Origin of the sequence: Aeoliella fuhlenseeensis (assembly GCF_052161615.1) — a bacterium.
Taxonomy (GTDB): Bacteria; Planctomycetota; Planctomycetia; order Pirellulales; family Lacipirellulaceae; genus Aeoliella.
On sequence record NZ_CP197417.1, the window covers coordinates 500,781 to 520,620 of the forward strand.

Consider the following 19,840-nt stretch of genomic DNA (forward strand, 5'->3'; position numbering starts at 1 on the left):
CGATTAACCTGACTGCTTCTGAGTGCGGATTTCATGGCAAAACGAGCGAATTACGACGCGGTGATCATCGGTGGCGGCCACAACGGCTTGGTGTGTGCGGCTTACCTCGCCAAGGCCGGCAAAAAGGTCGCCGTGGTCGAAAAGCGGCACGTCCTCGGTGGTTGCGCCTGCACAGAAGAGCTGTGGCCTGGCTACAAAGTGTCGACGGCCGCCTACGTGATCAGCCTGTTCCTGCCCGAGATCATCCGCGACCTGAAGCTCCGCGAGTACGGTCTCGATATCCTGCCCCGCACGCCATCGTCGTTCACGCCGCTGCCGGATGGCCGGACGCTATTGATGGGCCCCGAGCCGGGACTGAATCAGCGCGAGATCGCCAAGTTCAGCCCCGCCGACGCCGAGGCGTACCCGCGGTACGAGAAGCTGCTGGAGAAGATCGCGGCCGTGCTGGAGCCGGTGCTGAGCCAAACCGCGCCCGATCCGTTGCCGTTGCCGCACGAGTGGCGTCGCGTAGGTTTCCCCAAGAAGATGCGGGACACCAAGAAGCTGTGGTCGCTGTACCAAGCGATGGCGGCACTCGGCGAAGACCTGCCCGCGGCGGTGGAAATTCTCACCGGTGCGGCGCGGCCGATTCTCGATCGCTGGTTCGAGTCCGATGCCGTGAAGGCGACGCTCGCGACCGATGCGATTATCGGGGCGTTCATCTCGATCAGCTCGCCCGGCAGTGCGTACGTGTTGCTGCACCACGTGATGGGCGAGGCGGGTGGCGCGCGGGGCGTGTGGGGGTACGTTCGCGGCGGTATGGGCAAACTAAGCGATGCCATCGCCGCGGCGGCGACCGACATGGGAGTCGAGATCTTCCGCGAGACGGCCGTCGATCAAATCCACACCGAGAATGGCAAGGTCACCGGCATCAGCTTGTCGGATGGTTCGCACTTCGATACGAAGATCGTGGCGTCGAGCGTCGATGCGAACTTGACTTACCTCAAAATGCTTGACTCGAAAGTGCTGCCCGACAACTTCCGCTCTGCGATTGAGAACATCGACTACGCGTCGGCGTCGATGAAGATCAACATGGCCCTCGCCGAGCCACCAAGCTTTAAGGCCCTCCCCACCAAGGGAGTCGCGCCGCATCACCACGGTACCATGCACATCGGGCCTTCGCTCGAGTACATCGAGCGGGCGTACGACGATGCCAAGTACGGCCGGCCAAGCGAGTCGCCGGTGATTGAGATGACCATGGCGACCAGCGTCGACGATTCGCTGGCGCCGGCGGGCAAGCATATCCTGTCGTGCTTCGTCCAGTTCGCGCCGTACAAGCTCAAAGATCAAAACTGGGACGACATCAAGGACAAGGTTGCCGACCGCTGCGTCGAGATCATCGGCGAATACGCCCCCAACGTGCCGGCTGCGATTGAGCATCGCCAAGTGCTCTCGCCCTTGGACCTGGAGCGTGTGTACGGCATCACCGGTGGCAACATCATGCAGGGGGCGATGAACGCCAACCAGCTGTTCTGCTTCCGCCCCATCGCCGGCTGGGCCGACCACCGCTGCCCGGTAGACGGCCTTTACCTTTGCGGTGCCGCGAGCCATCCCGGCGGCGGCGTGATGGGGGCGTGTGGCAAGAACGCGGCAGGGGAGATCCTGCGCGACATGCGGTGGTAGACTTCGTGTGAGCCGGGCCGTCCCCGGCCCCGGAACTGTCCACGCGTGTACCCAATTCAACTAAGGACTCCCAGCATGTCGATCACCCGCGTAGGTTCGCAGCCGTCAGCTCCCGGCCCCGCGGAATGGTTTACCGGCACGGTGCGGCTCGACCCGTTGTTCGAAGCAGTGAAACCTGCGCGAACCATGGGACTCAGCGTTACCTTCGAGCCCGGTGCTCGCACCGCGTGGCACACCCATCCACTCGGCCAAACGCTAATCATCACCGCGGGCGTCTGCTGGACTCAGATCGAAGGCGAAGCGGTCGAAGAAGCCCACCCCGGCGACGTGGTCTGGTTTCCTCCAGGAGTCAAGCACTGGCATGGCGCTAGCCCGACCGTCGCGATGACGCACATCGCTATTCTGGAAGTTCTGGGTGACGATCGGGTGACTTGGTACGAGCCGGTGAGTGATGAGGAGTACCGGCGGTGAAGGCTGGGCGAAGCCTTTATGGAGTCGCCGACGCGAATAAGCCGCAGTGCCGTGGAGTCAAAGCAAGGAAAGCCGAGCTTTCGCGAGGGAGTCTATCGCGGTGTGAATCTCATGCAACGAGTACTTCACCAACTCACCGTCCTGCGAATAGCAACCAATGTGCGCTTTGGAGGAGTCTTCCCACGGATTGGCATGAGCACTCCACAAGCCGTGGCAAATGGTGTTCCGCAAGACGCGCAAGTGTTGCAGTTCAGTGGGAAGTGGACGCGATTCCAATGCGTGTTCCAACCACCCCCAATGAAGCAGAAAGTACCCCACGGCGGACATGAGGTCTGCCATCGCCGCATTGTCGGGATCGTTGCAGTCCATGAACGTACGGGCTGATGCTCGAAACTAAGCAAACGTCGATGCGTAAAAAGGGCGTTGTCTCAATCCTCCGACACTTCGAAACGTGAGGTCGCTGGGCTGCTCTACTTATTCCACTGCCCGTACCAGTGATTCTGATACGCCCCGCTATTGTTCCGCCCCGCGGGGACCGGTTTGCCCGCGCGGTAGTCGGTGGGGGCGCCGTAAGAGATGGCGCCGGGGTTTGCCGTGTGGCCGATGTTGCCTTGTAGCTTGCGCTGCTGGATGTATTGACTCTGGGCGGTTTGCGCCGCGCCGCGGCGGGCTAGCTCCGGTGCGACCACCGTCGTGTACGCGTCGCCGTACTGGCTGCCACCCAGCACCGCGCCGCTGATGTACGGGCTGATGTTCGGGTTCGACTTAAAGTACTTGTTGTACATGTAGCGATTGTTACTGTCGGCAACAACCGGATTGACCTTGAAGTTCTTCTGATACACTTCGCCGTAGCTTTGTGCGTGGGCGATGTTCGCGCACGAACAAGCGACGAGCGTTAGGCAGCCGAGTAGTAGGATTCGTGTATTGCGGACGTAGTTCATGTTAGTTTCTCCCGGCATGCAGTGGATGGTCAGTTCGAACCGTCAAACCGCTGCATGACTTCCTGCCAGGTTGTGATCACCACGTCCTTCTTCGCCAGTTCGGCCTTCACTTCGTCCGAGTTCCAAACCTCGGCGTCCCACACCCGCTGCTGCCAATTGGGGTCGAGCGCCCGCAGGGCAGGGGAGTCGTCCGCGGGGGCGCAAGCAATCTGCGTGAGCCCTGGCGGCAGATCGGCGAGCATCTTCACCGTGCCCTCGATCTTCTCTTCCAGCGACTTCGTGCGTGGCACGATCTTCAGGTCCTGAATCTTTGGGAACGGGTAGTCCTCAAGCGAACGAATCATCTCGTCCGGTACCGGGAAGCCTTGCTCGCGGAACCCTTCGGCGAGTGCAGGAGTCAGTTCAATCACGACGGCGGGAATCCACTGCTCGCGCGAGATCCGCAAATAGACATCGGCCAAGTCGGGGCGCGAGTAAAGCGCACCAAGGCTCGTGGTGAAGTGCGTGGGGCGAAGGCCGTGACGCTCGGCGTGCAGGATCTGCATCCGCAGTTCGTGCTCGACGTCCTCGGCGCTCGCGGTGACCATCACTTGAATCACGCGAGGCCACTGGTAGCCATCGCGATCGATCAGCGAGCGAACGAACTCGTCCTGGCTCAAATTCTTCCAGCGATACTGAGGCAGGGGGCTGTTGATGGTGAACTCGAGACCCACGTCGGCCTTGGGGTGCTCGCCTCGCCACTCGGCCGCGTTGGCGAACCAAGGGCAGGGGGGCATCGCGCTGGCCGAGCTGATCACCTTCTCTTCAAGCAGCTTGCCCGCCGCGGCGTTGGTCTCGTAGCACATGCCCATGCCATGCGCGTGCAGGATCAACACCTTGGCATCCTCGGGATAGCCGAGCCGCGTCGCCCAATTGTCGGCGCGGACGCTGGTTGAGAACGTCAGCGCGGTGATGGCAACGCCCAGCGTTGCGAAGTAACGAAGGTAGTTCGAACGTGCACCGCTGCGAAGCATGATCGTAATCTCGAAGATCCAAGTTGATCGGCGGCCTTCGTGAGCCCCCGTGAAAAGCTACCCGCAATTCTACTTCGGGGATTGTGCCGGGGAACAAGTTTGTAAGATTTGGGATCAGTAAGGCAGGTGTGGTAAGATGGCAGTCCCGATCCTTTCAATCGTCACAGGTGGACCATGCAACGATCCCTCCGCGTCCTGTTCGGCTGCGCCCCTCTGCTTTTGCCCTACTTACTGATAGTTGGAGCCTCGAAAGCGGACCCGTGGGACCAGTATCGCCTGTGGTACGACAAGCCGGCTGGGGCGTGGGTCGAAGCATTGCCCGTGGGCAACGGACGCTTGGGGGCGATGTGCTTCGGCGGCACGGACCACGAGCGGATTCAGATGAACGAGGAGTCGATCTGGGCCGGGGCGCCATTCCCCACCGACAATCCGAAGATGAAAGAAGTCCTGCCCGCCGCTCGCGAGGCGTGGTTCGCGGGCGACTACCGGCGCGCGCAAGAACTCGTGCAGCCGACGCTTGGTCCCAACCCCGACCGGCAGAGTTACCAACCGCTAGGCGATCTGCACCTCGAGTTGCTCGACGCCCCGGGCGAAGTAACGGATTACCGCCGCGAACTCGATCTCGACACCGCGATCGCGACCACCACGTTCAAGAAGAATGGTGTCACCTACACCCGCGAAGTGTTTGTGTCGCCAGTCGACGACGTGCTGGTGGTTCGCTTGACGGCGAGTGAGCCCGGGAAGTTGAGTTTCAAGGCGTGGGTCGATCGCGAGGACGATTTTTCAGCATCGATAGGGGATGACAAAGGCTTGGAGTTTTGGGGCCAGGCCCAGCACGATGGCCAGCACTTGGGGTCGAAGTTCCGCGGCCTGATGATCGTCGAAGGCGACGGTAATGTGACGACGGAAGAGCCGAAGGAGGGCAGAAGCTCCTTACGCATTGACGGGGCGACGACCGCCACGCTGATCCTCGCTGCGGAAACCGATTACAACCGCGAAGACACGTCGAAGCCTCAGTTCAAGAACGAAGTCGAAACAACACTTGCGTCGGCACGAGGCAAGAAGTACGAAACGCTCCGCGGCGATCACATCGCTGCCCACCGCGAGTTGTTCCGGCGTTCGCACCTCGAACTAGGTGCGAGTGACAACGCTAAGCTTCCAACCAACGAGCGGCTCGATCGCGTCAAACAAGGAGAATTTGATCCGGCGCTCGAAGCGCTTTATTACCAGTACGGTCGGTACCTGCTCATAAGCTCGTCGCGGCCGGGGAATCTGCCGGCGAACTTGCAGGGCATCTGGAACGACATGCTCGAAGCGCCGTGGAACTCCGATTACCACCTCAACATTAACTTGCAGATGAACTACTGGCCGGCCGACGTCACCGGCCTGGGCGAACTCAACGAGCCATTGTTCTCGTACACCGAACGACTGCTTCCTGCGGGGCGAAAGACGGCGAGCGAGATGTTCGGCAGCGAAGGAGCCACCGCGGGGCACACGTCCGACATCTGGCACTGGACCGCTCTCACCGGGCACGTGGTGTGGGGCATGTGGCCTCACGGCATTGGGTGGAACACGCTGCACTTCAGCGACCATTATCGCTTCACTGGCGATAAAGAGTTCCTCCGCGAGCGGGCGTTCCCCATGCAGTGCGAGGCGTCGCGATTCTACCTTGGCTACCTCACGGCCGATCCGAAGACCGGTGCCTTGATGGCGGGGCCTGATACTTCGCCCGAGAACAGCTACCTGGGCGACGATGGCCAGCGCTATGCCATTTCGATGGGCGCGAGCATGAGCCAGGAGATCATTTGGGAGACGTTCACCTCGACACTCGAATCGGCCGAGATTCTCGGCGTGGAGAATGAGTTCATCGATCGCGTCCGCGAAGCGCGGAACAAACTCCACTTGCCCACCATCGCCGACGATGGACGACTGATGGAGTGGAGCCGGCCATTTAAGGAAGCTGAGCCGGGGCATCGCCACTTGTCGCATTTGTTTGGCTTGCATCCCGGTCGTCAATTCAACAAACGCGACACGCCCGAGATGGTGACCGCCGCGCGAAAGACCATCGACTACCGCCTCGCGCACGGCGGCGGTCACACCGGTTGGAGCCGGGCGTGGATCATCAACTTCTTCGCGCGTTTCGGCGATGCCGAACGAGCCCACGAGAACCTGGTGGCGCTACTCACGAAGAGTACGCACCCCAACTTGTTCGACAACCACCCACCGTTCCAAATCGACGGCAACTTCGGCGGCACCGCCGGCATCGCCGAGATGCTGCTGCAATCGCACGTTCAAGTCGATGGCGCGAAAGGTCCATACGAAGTGGAGCTTCTACCAGCACTCCCCAGAGCTTGGCCAACGGGTTCGGTAAAAGGCCTGCGAGCGCGCGGTAACTTCGAAGTCGACATCGATTGGAAGGACGGCAAGCTGACTTCGGCCAAGATCAAATCCCACGGCGGCGAAAAGCTGTGGGTTGTTTATGGAGACCAGCGTCTTGAGCTAGAGCTTAAGCCGGGCGAGTCGATCGAGGTCGATGGAGAGTTTGGGAAGTAGCCTAACACAGTATCGAATACCGCTAGCCCCGACCAAGCTTGGTCGGGGCTATTCACTACGCAGTGATAGCGGTACGAACCAGTTCGTCGCTTCTCATTATTTCTTCACCCGCACCCCAACCACTCCCTGCCCGCCCAGCTTCAAAATCATCCACAGCGCCGCCACTACCTCGCGGTAGTTGATCTTCGACTCGCCGAAGCGGCGGTCTTCGAACGTGATCGGCACTTCGGCGAACCGGCAGCCGATGCGGCGGCAGCGGTAGAGCATTTCTTCGAGCACCGCGTAGCCCCGCGCTTTGACCAGCGACAGATCGAGTTCGCGCAGCTTCGACAAGCGGTAACAGCGGAAGCTGCCGCTGGTGTCGCGGATGGGTAGCCACAGCAGCGTGCGGGCATAGGTGTTGATCGCCCAACTCATGATGCGGCGCTGAAGGGGCCAGTTTTCAACGCTTCCGCCCGCGACGTATCGCGAACCAATCGCCACGTCAGCGTGGTCCATCGCCGCACGGAGCGCGGGGATGTAGCGCGGCGGGTGGCTGAAGTCGGCGTCGAGGTTCAGCAGGAATTCGTACTGGTGCTCGTTGGCGTACTCGATCGCTGCGAGCAGCGCGGTGCCGAGGCCCATCTTCGAAGGGCGGTGCAGCACGTGAATTCGTGGATCGGCCGCTGCGAGTTCGTCGGCCAGCACACCGGTGCCATCGGGCGAGCCATCGTCCACCACTAGAATATGGGCGTCGGGGGCGTGTTCGTGGATCGCGCCGATCAGCGGCCCGAGATTCTCTCGCTCGTTGTACGTGCAGAGCGAAACGAGAAGATGTGGGAGAGAGTCGGACATGCGGCCATGCAGTGGGGTGGAAAGTGCTGTCAGAATGACAGACTTACCCCGGCGTGCCAAGCGATGGACCGATAGCAGCGGCGATTCCCGAGTTCAAGAATCGGGCTCGGAGAGCCCTCCCACAGTTGTCACGCCCTCCCACAGGTGTGCTGTAGGGCCTCCCTTGGACAAGCTAGACAATCATGCTCGTCAGTTCCTGGAACTCCGGATCGTCACGCATGGTGTCGAAGTCGGACTCGTAGGGAACGAGGTCCAGGTAGTTGATGTCGAGATCGAGCGCACGGCCGAGGCAGCGCAAGGCGCGGCGACGATGGCGGGCGAGGCTCCAGTAGCACGCCAAGTTGTAGTGCAGGATCGCCTCGCGGGGATCGCTCTCGAGCGCATTCTCTAGCGACTGGATGGCGAGTTCCAAGCGTCCCGTGCGCTTGTAGCACCAAGCGAGCGCCAAATGGACATGCATGTCCTCGGGCAGGAGCTCGGCGGCACGTTCCAGCGGAGGTGCCGCTTCGTGGTACCGTTCGCCTTCGCGAAGGGCTTCGCCCAGCAGGTAGCAGGCGCGACCGCTGTCGGCGACCAAGTGAGGGCGACGCTTCAAGCACTCAGCGGCTTGATCGGGAAGTCCAAGTTCGAGATAGCCTTCCGCCTCGCGGATGATGCGACTCGTGCGTGTGTTTCGTGGAGGCATGTTGATTAGAGAGGCACGTGGAGGGGCAGTGTTCTAAGGCCGACTTGCATCCATTCGTGCGGCACGCGCTCTGTGTTGTGGTTGCATTCTACGCAGAGACTTCGCCGCGCCCAAGCACCTAATGGGAAGTCACACAACTTTTTCTGGAAGTCGTTGAATGCCATGCACAAGAAATAAAGCTTCACGTCTTTTCCTCCTGTAACGCGCAGGGTAGCTGTGTCGTGCTGGACACATCCAGCGGGGCCTGCGCGAATTTGCAGGTAAGTCTCGACGTGCTCGTGATCTGGTAGCGCAATCGCTCGAAACGCCTCGCGTTGAGGTGAGTTTGCCACTTGTGGCGAAAAGGATTCGCACGCATCTACTAGATGTGGCCAAAACACAACGCTAGGTGTGCCCCCGTTCGGCGGGCCAATTGGCGTAAGTGCTTGGGGCATGGCAAGTTGTGCCGCGATAGGGCAATGGCAGGCGAGGTGTGGCGCGGCGGTTGCCTTGTGTTACCGCCAGCACTCCTCCTTCGCTCCCCGGCGTGCTGCTCCTGTCCCCTCGGGCAGCACGCCGGGCGAGTGGTCTTTTCGCCACCTGCCCCACGGTATGGCCTTGAAGCAGACCTTGCTACTTGCGTCCCTGCTGCTCGCCGTGGGGGCATGGTCCGCAACAGTCGATTTGGAGGCGACATCGTCGAGCGGGCCGCAGGCGATTTCGAACGAAATCGAATGGGTCCGTACCACCGAAGGATGGGAGCGTCCTGCTAGCTGGCAGTCCCCTCCGCCGACCGAAGGCCCGCTGCATCCCGTTGTGGTAGCAGGGTTTATCGCGCTCGCAGGCATGCTAGCACTGGTTGCTCCGCCGGGTCCCGAGCGGCAGTAGCGACGAGATTCTTCGCCGTTTGGGATTTTCTTGCACGGATTCTGTGCGACCGCGCCACTAGTAAAGGTGGACGGTGAGTTCCCGGAGGTTTTGCGAAGTGCTAGCACTTGGCGAAATGTGGGAGTACCACGGCCCTTACGGGCCCCGCTCGCTGGGACAATTAAACTCTAACGCTGCTACTACTATGCGACTTACACTCCGCACGCTGCTTGCTTACATGGACGACATTCTCGATCCGGCCGACCAGGAGAGCCTGGCGAAGCAGGTGGCGGAGAGTGAGAAGGCGACCGAACTCATCCATCGCACCCGCGATGCCACGCGGCGGTTGCGGCTGGGTGCACCACCGGTGATTGGCGACGGGATGGAGCTCGACCCCAATTCGGCGGCCGAGTATCTCGATAGCACCATGTCGGCGGACGACATGACCGAGTACCAGCAGGTTTGCTTGGACTCGGACGTGCATCTGGCAGAAGTCGCATCGTGCCATCACATTTTGACCATGGTCCTTGGCGAACCGGCTGAGATCGACCCCGAGATGCGGCAACGCATGTACGGCGTTCCCGAGCGGCTCGACGAATGGCGTCGTTTGCGTTTGGACGGGGCGCACCGTGCCACGACTTCCGCTGCTGCTCCAGTCGCTGCCGCGGCGGTGTCGCCGATGCGGCGTAGCGACTCGGGCGAAGACGAACCGATCACCGAAGTGCCCGACTACCTCAAGGCCGGCGAGCGGTCGGGCATCGGCCGCGTGCTGATGGCGTGCGCCGCGGCTCTGCTCTTAGGCTTCGGCGCTTACGCGCTATTTGGCCCGGATGGCATGCTGACCGCGAAGCCCGAGGTCGCTCAGAACGATCCCAAAACCGAAGGCAGCGCGACCGAGCAACCCGCTGCCGCCGCCAATGACACGGCTGACACCGACGTAGAGCCCGTCCCCGACTTGAGTGGCGAGAGCACCGCCGAGCCCGAGATTGAGCTCGGTACCCCACCGACGCCACCGGCCGCCAACCCTGCGACCGAAACGCCCACCGCTGAGGCACCCTTCGCGAACGAAGCAGGGACGGGCGAGATGACCCTGCCTCCGGTTCGTGGTCTGGACGAGAACACGGCGGAGGCGACCACTCCGCCAGTGGAGCCCACGACGCCCCCTGTCACCGACACAGTTCCGGCTACAACGCCCGACGCGACCGCTCCTGATGCGGCCTCACCCGACGTGGCGGCTGCCACTCCGTCGACTATGCCGGATACCGTGGCGCAACCCGTCACTCCGCCGGTCGTGGAGACGCCGCCGGTTGCCGTAGCGCCTCGCGTTGAAGGAACCGCTGCGACGGAGCCCGGCACCGAAGCCACTGCCACTGCCGAGCCCGATCGCGCGGCGATGAACACTGATGTTCCCGATCCTCTGATGGGTCCCCTAGAAACTCCCGATGCGCTCGCACCGGCCACCGAAGGCACGGGCACGGCTGAACTGCCGGCCGACGCGCCGTTAGGTACCCTGGTCGCCACGGATCAAGTTCTGCTGGAAGTCGATCCGCAGTCGGGCGAGTGGTTTCGCTTGCCGCCTCGCGCGAGCATCGTGGCGGGTGAGCAATTGTTGTCGCTCCCGACCTACCGTCCTTCGCTGGCTCTTGTATCGGGACTCCGCGTTGAGTTCTCCAACGCCGCGAGCATGACGCTCGGCTTTGCCGCCGATGGAAAAACCCCACGCCTCGACGTGGCTTACGGTCGTTTCCTACTTCAGAACACGGGCAAAGAACCCTCCGAGATCGAACTGGTAGTTGGTGGCGAGTCGAAGCGAGTAAGTCTCGCGTCGACCGCGATTCTCGGCCTTGATGTCGATCGACCCTTTGTGCCTGGAGCAGACGTCGAGGCGTCGCTTGGGACGTTCGTCGCCAAGTTCTACGCACCAAACGGCGGCGTTACTTGGGACATGGAGGGGTTGCCGACCGTCGTCGATAAGCCATCGCAATGGACCTGGTTGAACCCCGAGGCGGCTTCGATCACCGACGACGTTGCGTGGCTCGATGGCCAGTCGCTCGACTACTTGGAGAAGAATGTTTCCGACTACTTTGAGAAGCAACTGGTGACCACCGAGCCTGCACGCGTGCAGTTGCTCGAACTCTACGAGACCTCGCGTCGCCGCGAGGACAAAGCGCTGGCTGCCGAGTGTGGTACGCACGTCGGGCAGTTCGTGCCATTCGTCCAGGCGCTGGCCGACACGCAGCAGCAGTCGAGCTGGGATCACCACATCGCCGAGTTGCAGAGCGCCATGTCGCGTAGCACTCAGGCCGCCAAGTTGGTGCATCAGACGCTCATCGAGCAGCGGGGTGCCGCGCTGGCAGACGACCTGTTCGAGATGCTGCGGGGCTACACGCCCGCCCAAGTCGGGGCGACCCCCGACGAGGTCCGTGCTGGCGTGACCCGAAAGCTTATCGACTGGCTGGAGCACGATCGGCTGGAGTACCGGGTGCTGGCCATCCACAATCTCAAGCTGATCTACGGTGGCAAGACGCTGGGTTACAACCCCGTCATCACCGAGCCCAGCCGCCAGGAGCGGGCCGTCAAGCAATGGCGTGCCCGTTTGGCGGACAACGAGCTGGTGCCTTCGGCCGTGGAGACTCCGTAAGTCCGTCCTGTCCGGAGAAGTCCCGGACCGCCGTGGCGGTCGGGCTAGGGGCCCCGTGGGAGCTGTTTGGAGCCACTCTGGGGGATTTCCGCACCCCCGATAGCTCGGTTCCCAGACCGCGAGGCGGGTGGTAGACTGGGAGGTCTCTCCGGGCCTTGAGTACTGCCGCGTTGGGGCAGCGTCCGCTGGGTGCCGGCGATGGCTGGCAAATACGACTGAAATGTAGGAAGGTAAGGGCACCATCTGTGCAAGTTCGAGTTTCGACCCGCCACGGGCATCTGAGTGACGCGACGCAGGCCAAAATCGCAACCAAGGCCGAGAAGCTGCTAAGAATCTTCGATCGCCTGATGGAAATCGAAGTGGTGGTCGACCTGAGCGACGAACACCAACCGCGCGTAGATGTCAACGTGACGGCTGAACACAAGCACGACTTCGTGGCCCACGTCCAAAATCACGAGCTGATGGTGGCCGTCGATTCGGCGATTGATAAGGTCGAACATCAATTGCGCAAGTATAAGGAAAAGGTCGTGGAGCGCCATCGCGACCGGGACCGCGAAGTCCGCGAGGTGGAAGCGGAATTCAAGGTGGACGGCGAACAGGTCGAAGCCGACAACGAGTAAACCAAGCCAATAGCGAGAGTGTGACGCCGGGCAGGAGCGAGCAGTGGTTCGCTTTACCCCGCCGGCTCACCAAGAGACACATTGGGCACCTGCCCGGTAGCCCGCCGACAAAAGGAATCGCAAGGAATGAAATTCTCTGAGTTTATATCGAAAGACGCCATTCGCACGGATTTGGAGTCCGTCGACAAGGAATCGGTCATCCGCGAGATGGCTGGCGCACTGCAGAAGGCCCACTCGATTGGCGACGATCAGTTCGAGAGCGTGGTTGAAGCCATCCTGAAGCGCGAAGAACTGGGTAGCACCGGCATTGGCCGTGGCGTTGCCGTTCCGCACACCAAGCACCCGACGGTCGACAAACTGTGCGGCGCGGTGGGCGTTAGCACCGGCGGCGTCGAGTTCGACAGCCTGGATGGCGACAAGGTCCACCTGTTGTTCCTGCTCGTCTCGCCCCCCGATCGCCCTGGCGATCACCTGCGGGCTCTGGAAAACATTTCGCGTCAACTACGCAACGACACGTTCTGCCGCTTCCTGAAGCAGGCTAAGACGGCCGACGACGTATGGACGCTGCTCGAAGAAGCTGACAACAACCAGTTCGGTTCGTAACCGAGGGGCTGTGGGACTCGCCGAGCAAGTGGGCATCCCACTCGCTCTGCCGGAACCTAGCATCAAGTTATGACTGACGTATTTGTTACCCGTACTTTTGTAGTCTCGTCGAAGAACGGGCTACACCTTCGGCCTGCCGAGCAACTGGCGCGGTTGGCCAACCGTTTTGCGGCGCAAATTGGCCTCATTTGCGAGAGCCAGCGAGTCGACGCCAAGAGCATCATGGACATGCTGACGCTGGGTGCCCGCGAGGGGACGAGCGTGGTGGTCGAGGCGCGAGGCAGCGACGCCCAAGAAGCGGTCGAAGCGATCCTGGCCCTGGTCGAGAGCGAATTTGCCGCCGACCGGAAGTCAGACGAGAAATCCGAAGCAGAGTCGGGCCCCCCGGCTACCTGAAAATACTTCGGACCACCGAACCAATCGGAGTTGTGTGCGTACTACCAACCGACATACACTCCAGCAGCTAAAGATTGATTATCCAAAATACGCGTGATTTGAGAGTATTGTCCGTGCGATAGTGGCCATGGGCCGCCGCGGACGATTGGTCGTAAACCACATAAACTTTACAAGGCACACCAGGGCCGACCACTGGCGGCGAACCCCCGAGGCCAAACCATCTAAGGCCCAACCATCAGGGACACGTCAGCAGGAAGCCACGCGGGAGCCACCACCAGCAAGGGGTCGGAGTCGCCCAAAAGCGAGCTCCATACCTAAGCACCAACTGGGACCAGCGGATGCTGTACACAATGCGAGTACTCCCGCCCGTCGCCCGGTTGCCACTTGCTGCTAGGCCTCCGCACCCAGTGAACCTGACCGTGTTCCACAGCATTGCCCCATTAGCCGGCCCGATCGCACCGCGACGATAAACCGCAAGAGCAATTCCCACAACACGTGACGGCTCTGGTCGCCTCCAACGAGTGCGGCATGCAGCGTTTGCAGGGAATTGCAGTTTCACCGGGAGTCGCCATCGGCGAAGCGGTGATATTCGGCAACGAGGGATTTCGCATCGCTCGTCGCTTCCTGCCGCGCGAAGCCGTAAACGCCGAACTCCGCCGCCTCGACGAAGCCATCGCCGCCGCGGCCAAAGAGATCGATCTCAATCGCCAGCGCGTCGCCGAACAACTGGGCGACGACTACGCCGCGATCTTCTCCGCGCATCTCCAGATGCTCACCGATCGCAAGCTCCGCGAAGAGCTGGAGCAGATGATCCGCGATCGCCACTACTCGCCCGAGTACTCGGTGAGCCGTGCGCTGCGTCGCTACGCCAAGGTGTTCTTGTCGCTTCAGGGCGACACCATGGCCGAGCGAGCCAACGACATTTTCGACATCGAGAAGCGGCTGCTGCGTCACCTGTTGGGTCAGCGACGCGAAGGGCTCGGCGAACTGTCGAGCGAAGTGCTGATCCTCGCGCACAACTTGACGCCTAGCGAAACCGCGAACCTCAATCCGAAGTTCGTCAAAGGTTTCGTCACCGAAACCGGCGGACCGGGCAGCCACACGGCGATTGTCGCCGAGGCACTCGACATCCCCGCAGTGGTCGGTACGGGCCCGTTCCTTACCGAAGTCTCCGGCGGCGAGACAGTGATCATCGATGGCGACAACGGCCTGGTGATCTTGCAGCCCGACGAAGAGACCCTCGCCCGCTATCGCCACGAAGTGGACGAGCATCGCCAACTCGCGGCGAAGCTCGAAACACTTCGCGACCTGCCGCCGGTAACGCTCGATGGGCAGCACATTACGCTCTTAGGTAACATCGAGTTCCCTGCCGAGGTCGAGCAGTGCCTAGCCCGCGGGGCCGAGGGCGTGGGGCTCTACCGCACTGAGTTCCTGTACCTGATGCGGGACATCCAGCCGAGCGAAGACGATCACCACGCGGCGTATCGCGAAGTGATCGAAGCGCTCGGCGGTCTGCCTGTCATCATGCGGACCTTGGACCTGGGTGCCGACAAGATTCCGAACTTCCCGATGCCGGATGACGAGCGCAATCCGTTCCTCGGCCTTCGCAGTATTCGCCTGGCGCTCAAGCACGTCGAGATGTTTCGCACGCAGCTTCGCGCCATGCTACGGGCAAGCACCGCCGGTCCGCTGAAGATCATGTTCCCGCTGATTAGCAACGTGCTGGAACTACGGCGCGCGAAGATGGTGCTGTCCGATGCGATGGAAGACCTCGAAGAAGAGGGCATTCCATTTAGCCGCGACATCGAAGTGGGCATGATGGTCGAGGTCCCCTCGGCCGTGGTGATGATGGACCACTTCGTCGAAGAAGCTGACTTCTTCAGCATCGGAACCAACGATCTGATTCAGTACACCCTGGCGGTCGATAGGAGCAATAAGGACGTGGCATCGCTATACACGGGGAGCGATCCAGCGGTCTTGCGGCTCATCAAGATGGCAATCGACTCCGCCGGGCAACATGGCCGCCCGATTAGCATGTGCGGCCAGATGTGTGGCAACCCCATGTACACGATGGTGCTGCTGGGACTTGGTCTTCGGACCCTTAGTATCGTTCCCGCAGCCATTCCCGAAATCAAACGTGTGTGCCGTTCGGTGACCATTCCGCAATGCGAAGAAGTCGCAGCGCGGGTGTTGTCGCTCGAAAGCGCACGCGACGTCAGAACGGTGCTTCGCGAGGAGTTGCTCAAAATACTCCCCGACCAACCCGTATGACGCCGTTCACTTTTCCTCAAGAGAAAACACGAGTCAACTATGGAATCTCAAACCACTCAACCCGATCTCGAACCAGATGATCCCGGTGGACTGCGAAGCGTGGCCGATGGCGAAGGGGGCGCGCCGAAGCGTCGTCGCCGTCGCGGCACCAAGCGGAAGAAGAAGGTCGCCACCGGTCGCTCGAGCGAAGTGCCCGAATCGACCACCAAGCGTCCGTCGGTCAAGCAGGAAATGCTGATCAACGTCGCGCAGCCCGAAGAGTGCCGCATCGGCATTCTGGAGGATGGCGTTCTCGAAGAGTTGTACGTCGAGCGAAGCAGCCAGGACAACTACGTCGGCAACATCTACAAGGGCCGCATCGTTAATCTGGAGCCGAGCATCCAAGCGGCGTTCGTCGACTTTGGCGTCGGTCGCAATGGCTTCTTGCACATCAGCGACGTCGAGCCGCAGTATTTCCGCCAAGGTGGCTACGATCCCGACAAGCCGATTCAGCCCGATGGATCGCAGCGGGGTGAGGATCGTGGTGGCCAGCAAGAATTCGACGCCGACTTTGACGACGATGATCTCGACGTGGACGAGTCCGGCCCACGCCCCTCGTCCAACGGCGGCCCCAACCGCCGTCGCCCTGGTGTGCGACCGCGCATCAAGCCTCCGATTCAAGACATCTTCCAACGCGGCGACGAAGTCGTCGTGCAGGTGATCAAGGAGGGCATTGGCACCAAGGGGCCAACGCTGTCGACCTACATCAGCATCCCCGGTCGTTACGTGGTGCTGATGCCCGCGCTCGGTCGGATTGGCGTGTCGCGAAAGATCGAGAGCGAAGAAGATCGCCGCCGGTTGCGTGACATCCTCCGCGAACTCAATCCGCCGAAGGGTCTGGGCTTTATCGTCCGCACGGCCGGTACCGACCGGACGAAGAAAGAAATCTCGCGCGACCTCGCGTACCTGCTACGTCTGTGGAAGACGATCGTCCGCCGGATCAAGAGCGCCGAAGCGCCGACGGACATCTACGAAGAAAGCGACATGATCATTCGGACGATCCGCGACATCTTCACCGCGGACGTCGACGCCATCCACATCGACGAACCCCAAGCCCACGAGCGGGCGAAAGAGTTCTTGCAAATCGTCATGCCGCGGTACGTCAATCGGCTGCATTTGTACGAGGGACGCGAACCGCTGTTCCACAAGTACAAGATCGACGACGAGATCGCACGCATCAATCAGCGCAAGGTGCCGCTCAAGGGTGGTGGCTCGCTGGTGATTGATCAAACCGAAGCCCTCGTGGCGATTGACGTCAACAGCGGAAGCTTCCGCACCGATGGCTCGGCCGAGGATTCGGCGTTCCAGCTCAACCAGATCGCAGCACGAGAGATCGCTCGCCAGCTTCGGCTCCGCGACTTGGGTGGCGTGGTGGTGAACGACTTCATCGACATGCGCAAGGATCGGCATCGCCGGATCATCGAGCGTACGCTCCGCGACGCCATCAAACGCGATCGCGCGCGGACCAAAATCCTACGCATCAGTCCTTTCGGGCTGATCGAAATGACCCGCCAGCGCATTCGGCCGAGCCTGAAGCGAAGCGTGTTCAAGGAATGCCCGGGCTGCAACGGCGCGGGCCTCGTGAAGAGCGCCGAGAGCATGGCGATCGAGGTGGTTCGCAAACTGATGATGACCACCCAGGATCAACGCGTCTGCAAGGTGACCGTCACGGTGGAAGAAGAAGTGGCGGCGTACCTCAACAATCGCAAGCGGAGGGAACTTGCGCGGCTGGAAGACGAGAACCAGATGGTGCTGTACGTCAACGGCCGCGAAGGCATCTCGCCCGAGCACTTGGAGATTCTCTGCGAAGACGAATCGGGCCGGATGGTGGTTGTCGAAGGGATGTAGCGGGGGGCAGTTCGTCAGGCGAAGCACAAGCAACGGAGGCGACGCGCGATGCCTGAGGAACAACCACCCCTAATCGTTGGTGCAGGGCCCGTAGGTTTGGGCGCAGCGATGCTCGTTGCGCGGCAAGGTTCGCCGCCGCGCGTGATTGAGCTGCGCACCGAACCGAGCCCTTACTCTAAAGCCCTCGCCGTAAACCCGCGGACGCTCGACCTGCTCGGCCCCACGGGCGTTACCGAACGGATGCTCGAGCTTGGCGAGCCCATCCGCGGCGCTTTCATCCACCGCCAAGGTCGGCGTGACATTCACATCGAGTTGAAGGATATCCCGGGTAAGTACCCGTACTTGCTGGCGTTGTCGCAGGCAACCAGCGAACGACTGCTTCACCAAGCACTCGTTGCCGCCGGTGGCGAGATCGAACGCGGTAAGCAGGTCGTCGATTGTCGAAACGTAGGCGATCACGTGGAAGCGACCATCGAATCGCCAGATGGAAGTGCGAAAGAGACGATTCATTGCCCGTGGCTGTTGGGGGCCGATGGCGCGCATAGCACGGTTCGCAAGCAACTCGGCATCGACTTCCCGGGCAGTAGCCTAGCGAACGAGTGGCGGCTCGAAGACGTGCCGCTCCGCACCAAGCTCGATCCGAACTGTGCCCACGTGTTCGTGCTCGCCGGCGGTGGGTTCATGTTCCTGCTGCGGGTGGTCGACCCGGTGCTGGCAGAGCAGGGGGGCGACCCCGTGTGGCGAGTGATCGTCAGCGGCGACCAAGCGATTCCCTCGTGGGTGCCGATCGAGCCCAGCGGTACGCCCGTGTGGAGCTCGAAGTTCCACGTTGCGCATCGGATCGCCGAGCGGCTGCAGGAAGGCTGCATCTTCCTAGCGGGCGACGCCGCGCACATCCACTCGCCGTTTGGTGCTCGCGGGATGAATCTCGGTATCGAAGACGCGTGGGTGTTCTCGCAACTTTTGCAGCGTGGAAAACTCAGTGACTACTCCGCCACGCGCCACTCGGTCGACAAAGCCGTGGTCCGCCGCGTAGAAATTCTAACCCACACGGTGGCCGCCGAGACCGTTGGCTGGCGATTGCTGCGCGGGATCGTGGCGAATGTCGTCTTGCCCCGGCCGATAGCTCAGAAGCAGATGAAGAAGAGCCTGACGGGGCTCGATCATCCGCTGCCGGTCTTTTAATGAGAACGCTCACCCTCCCATCACCGGTGCCTGCTCGGCTTCGTTTTTCATTCTCGAAGTCGAGATAAAGAGATGCACGAGCGGTACCAACATGGTCAGCAGCGCGAGGACCATGAACCATCCAATATTGAAGTGGAACGATCGCCCAGTCAGCAAGACGCCGAGCATCAGCAGGTTCAAGAGCCCAAAGGGGACTACCCAGATAGCGATGACCAGAAGGCGGGTGAATCGCCAACTCACCGAGGAGTTCCACATTCCGTAAGCGTCGGCGAGTTGGAGCATGGCGGTGCAGAAGAGAATGGTCGCGACTAGCGTTGCAATAGAGAACATCGTCATCAGTAGCGCAAGCGGCATTGGCGTGTCGAAGACGAAGTGGTCCATGAAGGCAATCAAGCAGTTGATGAGCGATACCGCGAACACGACCATCATGTTGACCCGATAGCTGCCATCGAGCTGGAACTGCATCAGTCGATAGATGCCCAAAGTGACGAGCAGCATTCCGAGGAAGTCATTTAGAAAGTCGAACTTATAGCCCGACGTAATCTGCCCATTGATGGTCGTCGTGCTGCTGATCGAGAAATCGAGGACACATAGTAGGCCTCCCCAGAAGATCAGCCGTAGCGGGACGATGGCGTGATGGATGGACATGAACTGGTTTCCGATTCCGTCAGGGGAGGTGCTTGAATTGTGATCGGGGCGAAGCGTTGCTCGGTATTCCCCCCCTCGGCGGCTTACGCCCGCGGGCTGGATGATCCGATTGAATGGGTAAAATGGGCTAAAAACGCAGGGAATTAGCCCCTTTTGCAATTTGGCCCCTTCGGCTACAATTCGGGACTCTCTGGTATTTGCGATTCACAGCCCCCTGTAGCGGGAAACTCAAGCGATGTACGCGATTATTGCCGACGGTGGTCGTCAACTGAAGGTCGAAGAAGGTCAGGAAGTCGATTTGGCCTACCGTGAGGCCGAAAAGGGAACCAAACTGACGTTCGACCGCGTGCTGTGCATTGGCGGCACGGGCGACGTGAAGCTGGGCAGCCCCACCATCGAAGGCGCGACTGTCGTCGCCGAGATCCTGGGCACCACGCAGGGCGATAAGGTTTACATCCAGAAGCTTCGCCGCCGCAAGAACAGCCGCCGCCGCACTGGCCACCGCGCGATGTTCACCCGCGTGAAGATCCAGAAGATCGGCTAACACTCTGTTCAAGCCGAACTTTTCGGACGGCGATCGCAAG

17 protein-coding genes are annotated in these 19,840 nt (G+C 61.2%); 12 read left to right on the forward strand and 5 right to left on the reverse strand.

Features of this window, described 5'->3' with window-relative positions:
- Positions 1–33 precede the first annotated feature (33 nt).
- Positions 34–1,662, forward strand: a complete 1,629-nt coding sequence (locus tag SH292x_RS01975; RefSeq protein WP_442483899.1) for a phytoene desaturase family protein — start codon at positions 34–36, stop codon at positions 1,660–1,662.
- Between the two features lie 75 nt (positions 1,663–1,737).
- Complete coding sequence (locus SH292x_RS01980; RefSeq protein WP_442483900.1) at positions 1,738–2,133, forward strand: (R)-mandelonitrile lyase; 396 nt, start codon at positions 1,738–1,740, stop codon at positions 2,131–2,133.
- A gap of 470 nt (positions 2,134–2,603) precedes the next feature.
- Here SH292x_RS01980 and SH292x_RS01985 read toward each other — a convergent pair whose 3' ends face one another.
- Complete coding sequence (locus SH292x_RS01985) at positions 2,604–3,074, reverse strand: hypothetical protein (RefSeq protein WP_442483901.1); 471 nt, start codon at positions 3,072–3,074, stop codon at positions 2,604–2,606.
- 29 nt (positions 3,075–3,103) lie between these two features.
- Positions 3,104–4,087 (reverse strand): polysaccharide deacetylase family protein, encoded by a 984-nt coding sequence (locus SH292x_RS01990; RefSeq protein WP_442483902.1) that lies wholly within the window; start codon positions 4,085–4,087, stop codon positions 3,104–3,106.
- Between the two features lie 174 nt (positions 4,088–4,261).
- On the opposite strand from SH292x_RS01990, the gene SH292x_RS01995 reads away from it, so the two are divergent.
- A complete protein-coding gene (locus SH292x_RS01995) occupies positions 4,262–6,640 on the forward strand; it encodes a glycosyl hydrolase family 95 catalytic domain-containing protein (RefSeq protein WP_442483903.1) in 2,379 nt (792 codons plus the stop codon).
- Between the two features lie 96 nt (positions 6,641–6,736).
- Here SH292x_RS01995 and SH292x_RS02000 read toward each other — a convergent pair whose 3' ends face one another.
- Positions 6,737–7,474, reverse strand: a complete 738-nt coding sequence (locus tag SH292x_RS02000) for a polyprenol monophosphomannose synthase (protein ID WP_442483904.1) — start codon at positions 7,472–7,474, stop codon at positions 6,737–6,739.
- A gap of 172 nt (positions 7,475–7,646) precedes the next feature.
- The gene (locus SH292x_RS02005) at positions 7,647–8,159 is read right to left on the reverse strand and encodes a TPR end-of-group domain-containing protein (protein WP_442483905.1); all 513 of its coding nucleotides are present in this window, start codon (positions 8,157–8,159) and stop codon (positions 7,647–7,649) included.
- Between the two features lie 597 nt (positions 8,160–8,756).
- On the opposite strand from SH292x_RS02005, the gene SH292x_RS02010 reads away from it, so the two are divergent.
- The 8 genes from SH292x_RS02010 to SH292x_RS02045 all read left to right on the forward strand — a co-directional run bounded on the left by SH292x_RS02010 (position 8,757) and on the right by SH292x_RS02045 (position 18,608).
- Positions 8,757–9,026, forward strand: a complete 270-nt coding sequence (locus SH292x_RS02010) for a hypothetical protein (RefSeq protein WP_442483906.1) — start codon at positions 8,757–8,759, stop codon at positions 9,024–9,026.
- A 184-nt stretch (positions 9,027–9,210) separates the two neighbouring features.
- Entirely contained in the window at positions 9,211–11,646 is a 2,436-nt protein-coding gene (locus SH292x_RS02015) for a hypothetical protein (RefSeq protein ID WP_442483907.1), read from the forward strand.
- A gap of 245 nt (positions 11,647–11,891) precedes the next feature.
- Positions 11,892–12,266: a ribosome hibernation-promoting factor, HPF/YfiA family gene (gene hpf / locus SH292x_RS02020; RefSeq protein ID WP_442483908.1), complete on the forward strand. Its 375-nt coding sequence runs from the start codon at positions 11,892–11,894 to the stop codon at positions 12,264–12,266.
- A 126-nt stretch (positions 12,267–12,392) separates the two neighbouring features.
- Positions 12,393–12,869 carry a PTS sugar transporter subunit IIA gene (locus SH292x_RS02025; protein ID WP_442483909.1) on the forward strand — a complete coding sequence of 159 codons (477 nt, stop codon included), beginning with the start codon at positions 12,393–12,395 and terminating at the stop codon, positions 12,867–12,869.
- 69 nt (positions 12,870–12,938) lie between these two features.
- Positions 12,939–13,265, forward strand: coding sequence for an HPr family phosphocarrier protein (locus SH292x_RS02030; RefSeq protein WP_442483910.1), 327 nt, complete (start codon positions 12,939–12,941; stop codon positions 13,263–13,265).
- Between the two features lie 528 nt (positions 13,266–13,793).
- On the forward strand, positions 13,794–15,536 hold the full coding sequence (gene ptsP, locus SH292x_RS02035) for a phosphoenolpyruvate--protein phosphotransferase (RefSeq protein WP_442483911.1): 1,743 nt from the start codon (positions 13,794–13,796) through the stop codon (positions 15,534–15,536).
- A gap of 39 nt (positions 15,537–15,575) precedes the next feature.
- The gene (locus SH292x_RS02040) at positions 15,576–17,423 is read left to right on the forward strand and encodes an Rne/Rng family ribonuclease (protein ID WP_442483912.1); all 1,848 of its coding nucleotides are present in this window, start codon (positions 15,576–15,578) and stop codon (positions 17,421–17,423) included.
- A 48-nt stretch (positions 17,424–17,471) separates the two neighbouring features.
- Positions 17,472–18,608 carry an FAD-dependent monooxygenase gene (locus tag SH292x_RS02045; RefSeq protein WP_442483913.1) on the forward strand — a complete coding sequence of 379 codons (1,137 nt, stop codon included), beginning with the start codon at positions 17,472–17,474 and terminating at the stop codon, positions 18,606–18,608.
- A gap of 9 nt (positions 18,609–18,617) precedes the next feature.
- Here the strand turns inward: SH292x_RS02045 and SH292x_RS02050 are convergent, their stop codons facing one another.
- Positions 18,618–19,256, reverse strand: coding sequence for a hypothetical protein (locus SH292x_RS02050; RefSeq protein ID WP_442483914.1), 639 nt, complete (start codon positions 19,254–19,256; stop codon positions 18,618–18,620).
- A gap of 235 nt (positions 19,257–19,491) precedes the next feature.
- On the opposite strand from SH292x_RS02050, the gene rplU reads away from it, so the two are divergent.
- Positions 19,492–19,800 (forward strand): 50S ribosomal protein L21, encoded by a 309-nt coding sequence (rplU, locus tag SH292x_RS02055; RefSeq protein ID WP_442483915.1) that lies wholly within the window; start codon positions 19,492–19,494, stop codon positions 19,798–19,800.
- The last annotated feature ends 40 nt before the right edge of the window (positions 19,801–19,840 follow it).

Coding starts and splice junctions, on each gene's coding strand:
- SH292x_RS01975 (WP_442483899.1), top strand. CDS start 34: ATGGCAAAACGAGCGAATTACGACGCGGTGATCATCGGTGGCGGCCAC.
- SH292x_RS01980 (WP_442483900.1), top strand. CDS start 1,738: ATGTCGATCACCCGCGTAGGTTCGCAGCCGTCAGCTCCCGGCCCCGCG.
- SH292x_RS01985 (WP_442483901.1), bottom strand. CDS start 3,074: ATGAACTACGTCCGCAATACACGAATCCTACTACTCGGCTGCCTAACG.
- SH292x_RS01990 (WP_442483902.1), bottom strand. CDS start 4,087: ATGCTTCGCAGCGGTGCACGTTCGAACTACCTTCGTTACTTCGCAACG.
- SH292x_RS01995 (WP_442483903.1), top strand. CDS start 4,262: ATGCAACGATCCCTCCGCGTCCTGTTCGGCTGCGCCCCTCTGCTTTTG.
- SH292x_RS02000 (WP_442483904.1), bottom strand. CDS start 7,474: ATGTCCGACTCTCTCCCACATCTTCTCGTTTCGCTCTGCACGTACAAC.
- SH292x_RS02005 (WP_442483905.1), bottom strand. CDS start 8,159: ATGCCTCCACGAAACACACGCACGAGTCGCATCATCCGCGAGGCGGAA.
- SH292x_RS02015 (WP_442483907.1), top strand. CDS start 9,211: ATGCGACTTACACTCCGCACGCTGCTTGCTTACATGGACGACATTCTC.
- SH292x_RS02025 (WP_442483909.1), top strand. CDS start 12,393: ATGAAATTCTCTGAGTTTATATCGAAAGACGCCATTCGCACGGATTTG.
- SH292x_RS02030 (WP_442483910.1), top strand. CDS start 12,939: ATGACTGACGTATTTGTTACCCGTACTTTTGTAGTCTCGTCGAAGAAC.
- ptsP (WP_442483911.1), top strand. CDS start 13,794: ATGCAGCGTTTGCAGGGAATTGCAGTTTCACCGGGAGTCGCCATCGGC.
- SH292x_RS02040 (WP_442483912.1), top strand. CDS start 15,576: ATGGAATCTCAAACCACTCAACCCGATCTCGAACCAGATGATCCCGGT.
- SH292x_RS02045 (WP_442483913.1), top strand. CDS start 17,472: ATGCCTGAGGAACAACCACCCCTAATCGTTGGTGCAGGGCCCGTAGGT.
- SH292x_RS02050 (WP_442483914.1), bottom strand. CDS start 19,256: ATGTCCATCCATCACGCCATCGTCCCGCTACGGCTGATCTTCTGGGGA.
- rplU (WP_442483915.1), top strand. CDS start 19,492: ATGTACGCGATTATTGCCGACGGTGGTCGTCAACTGAAGGTCGAAGAA.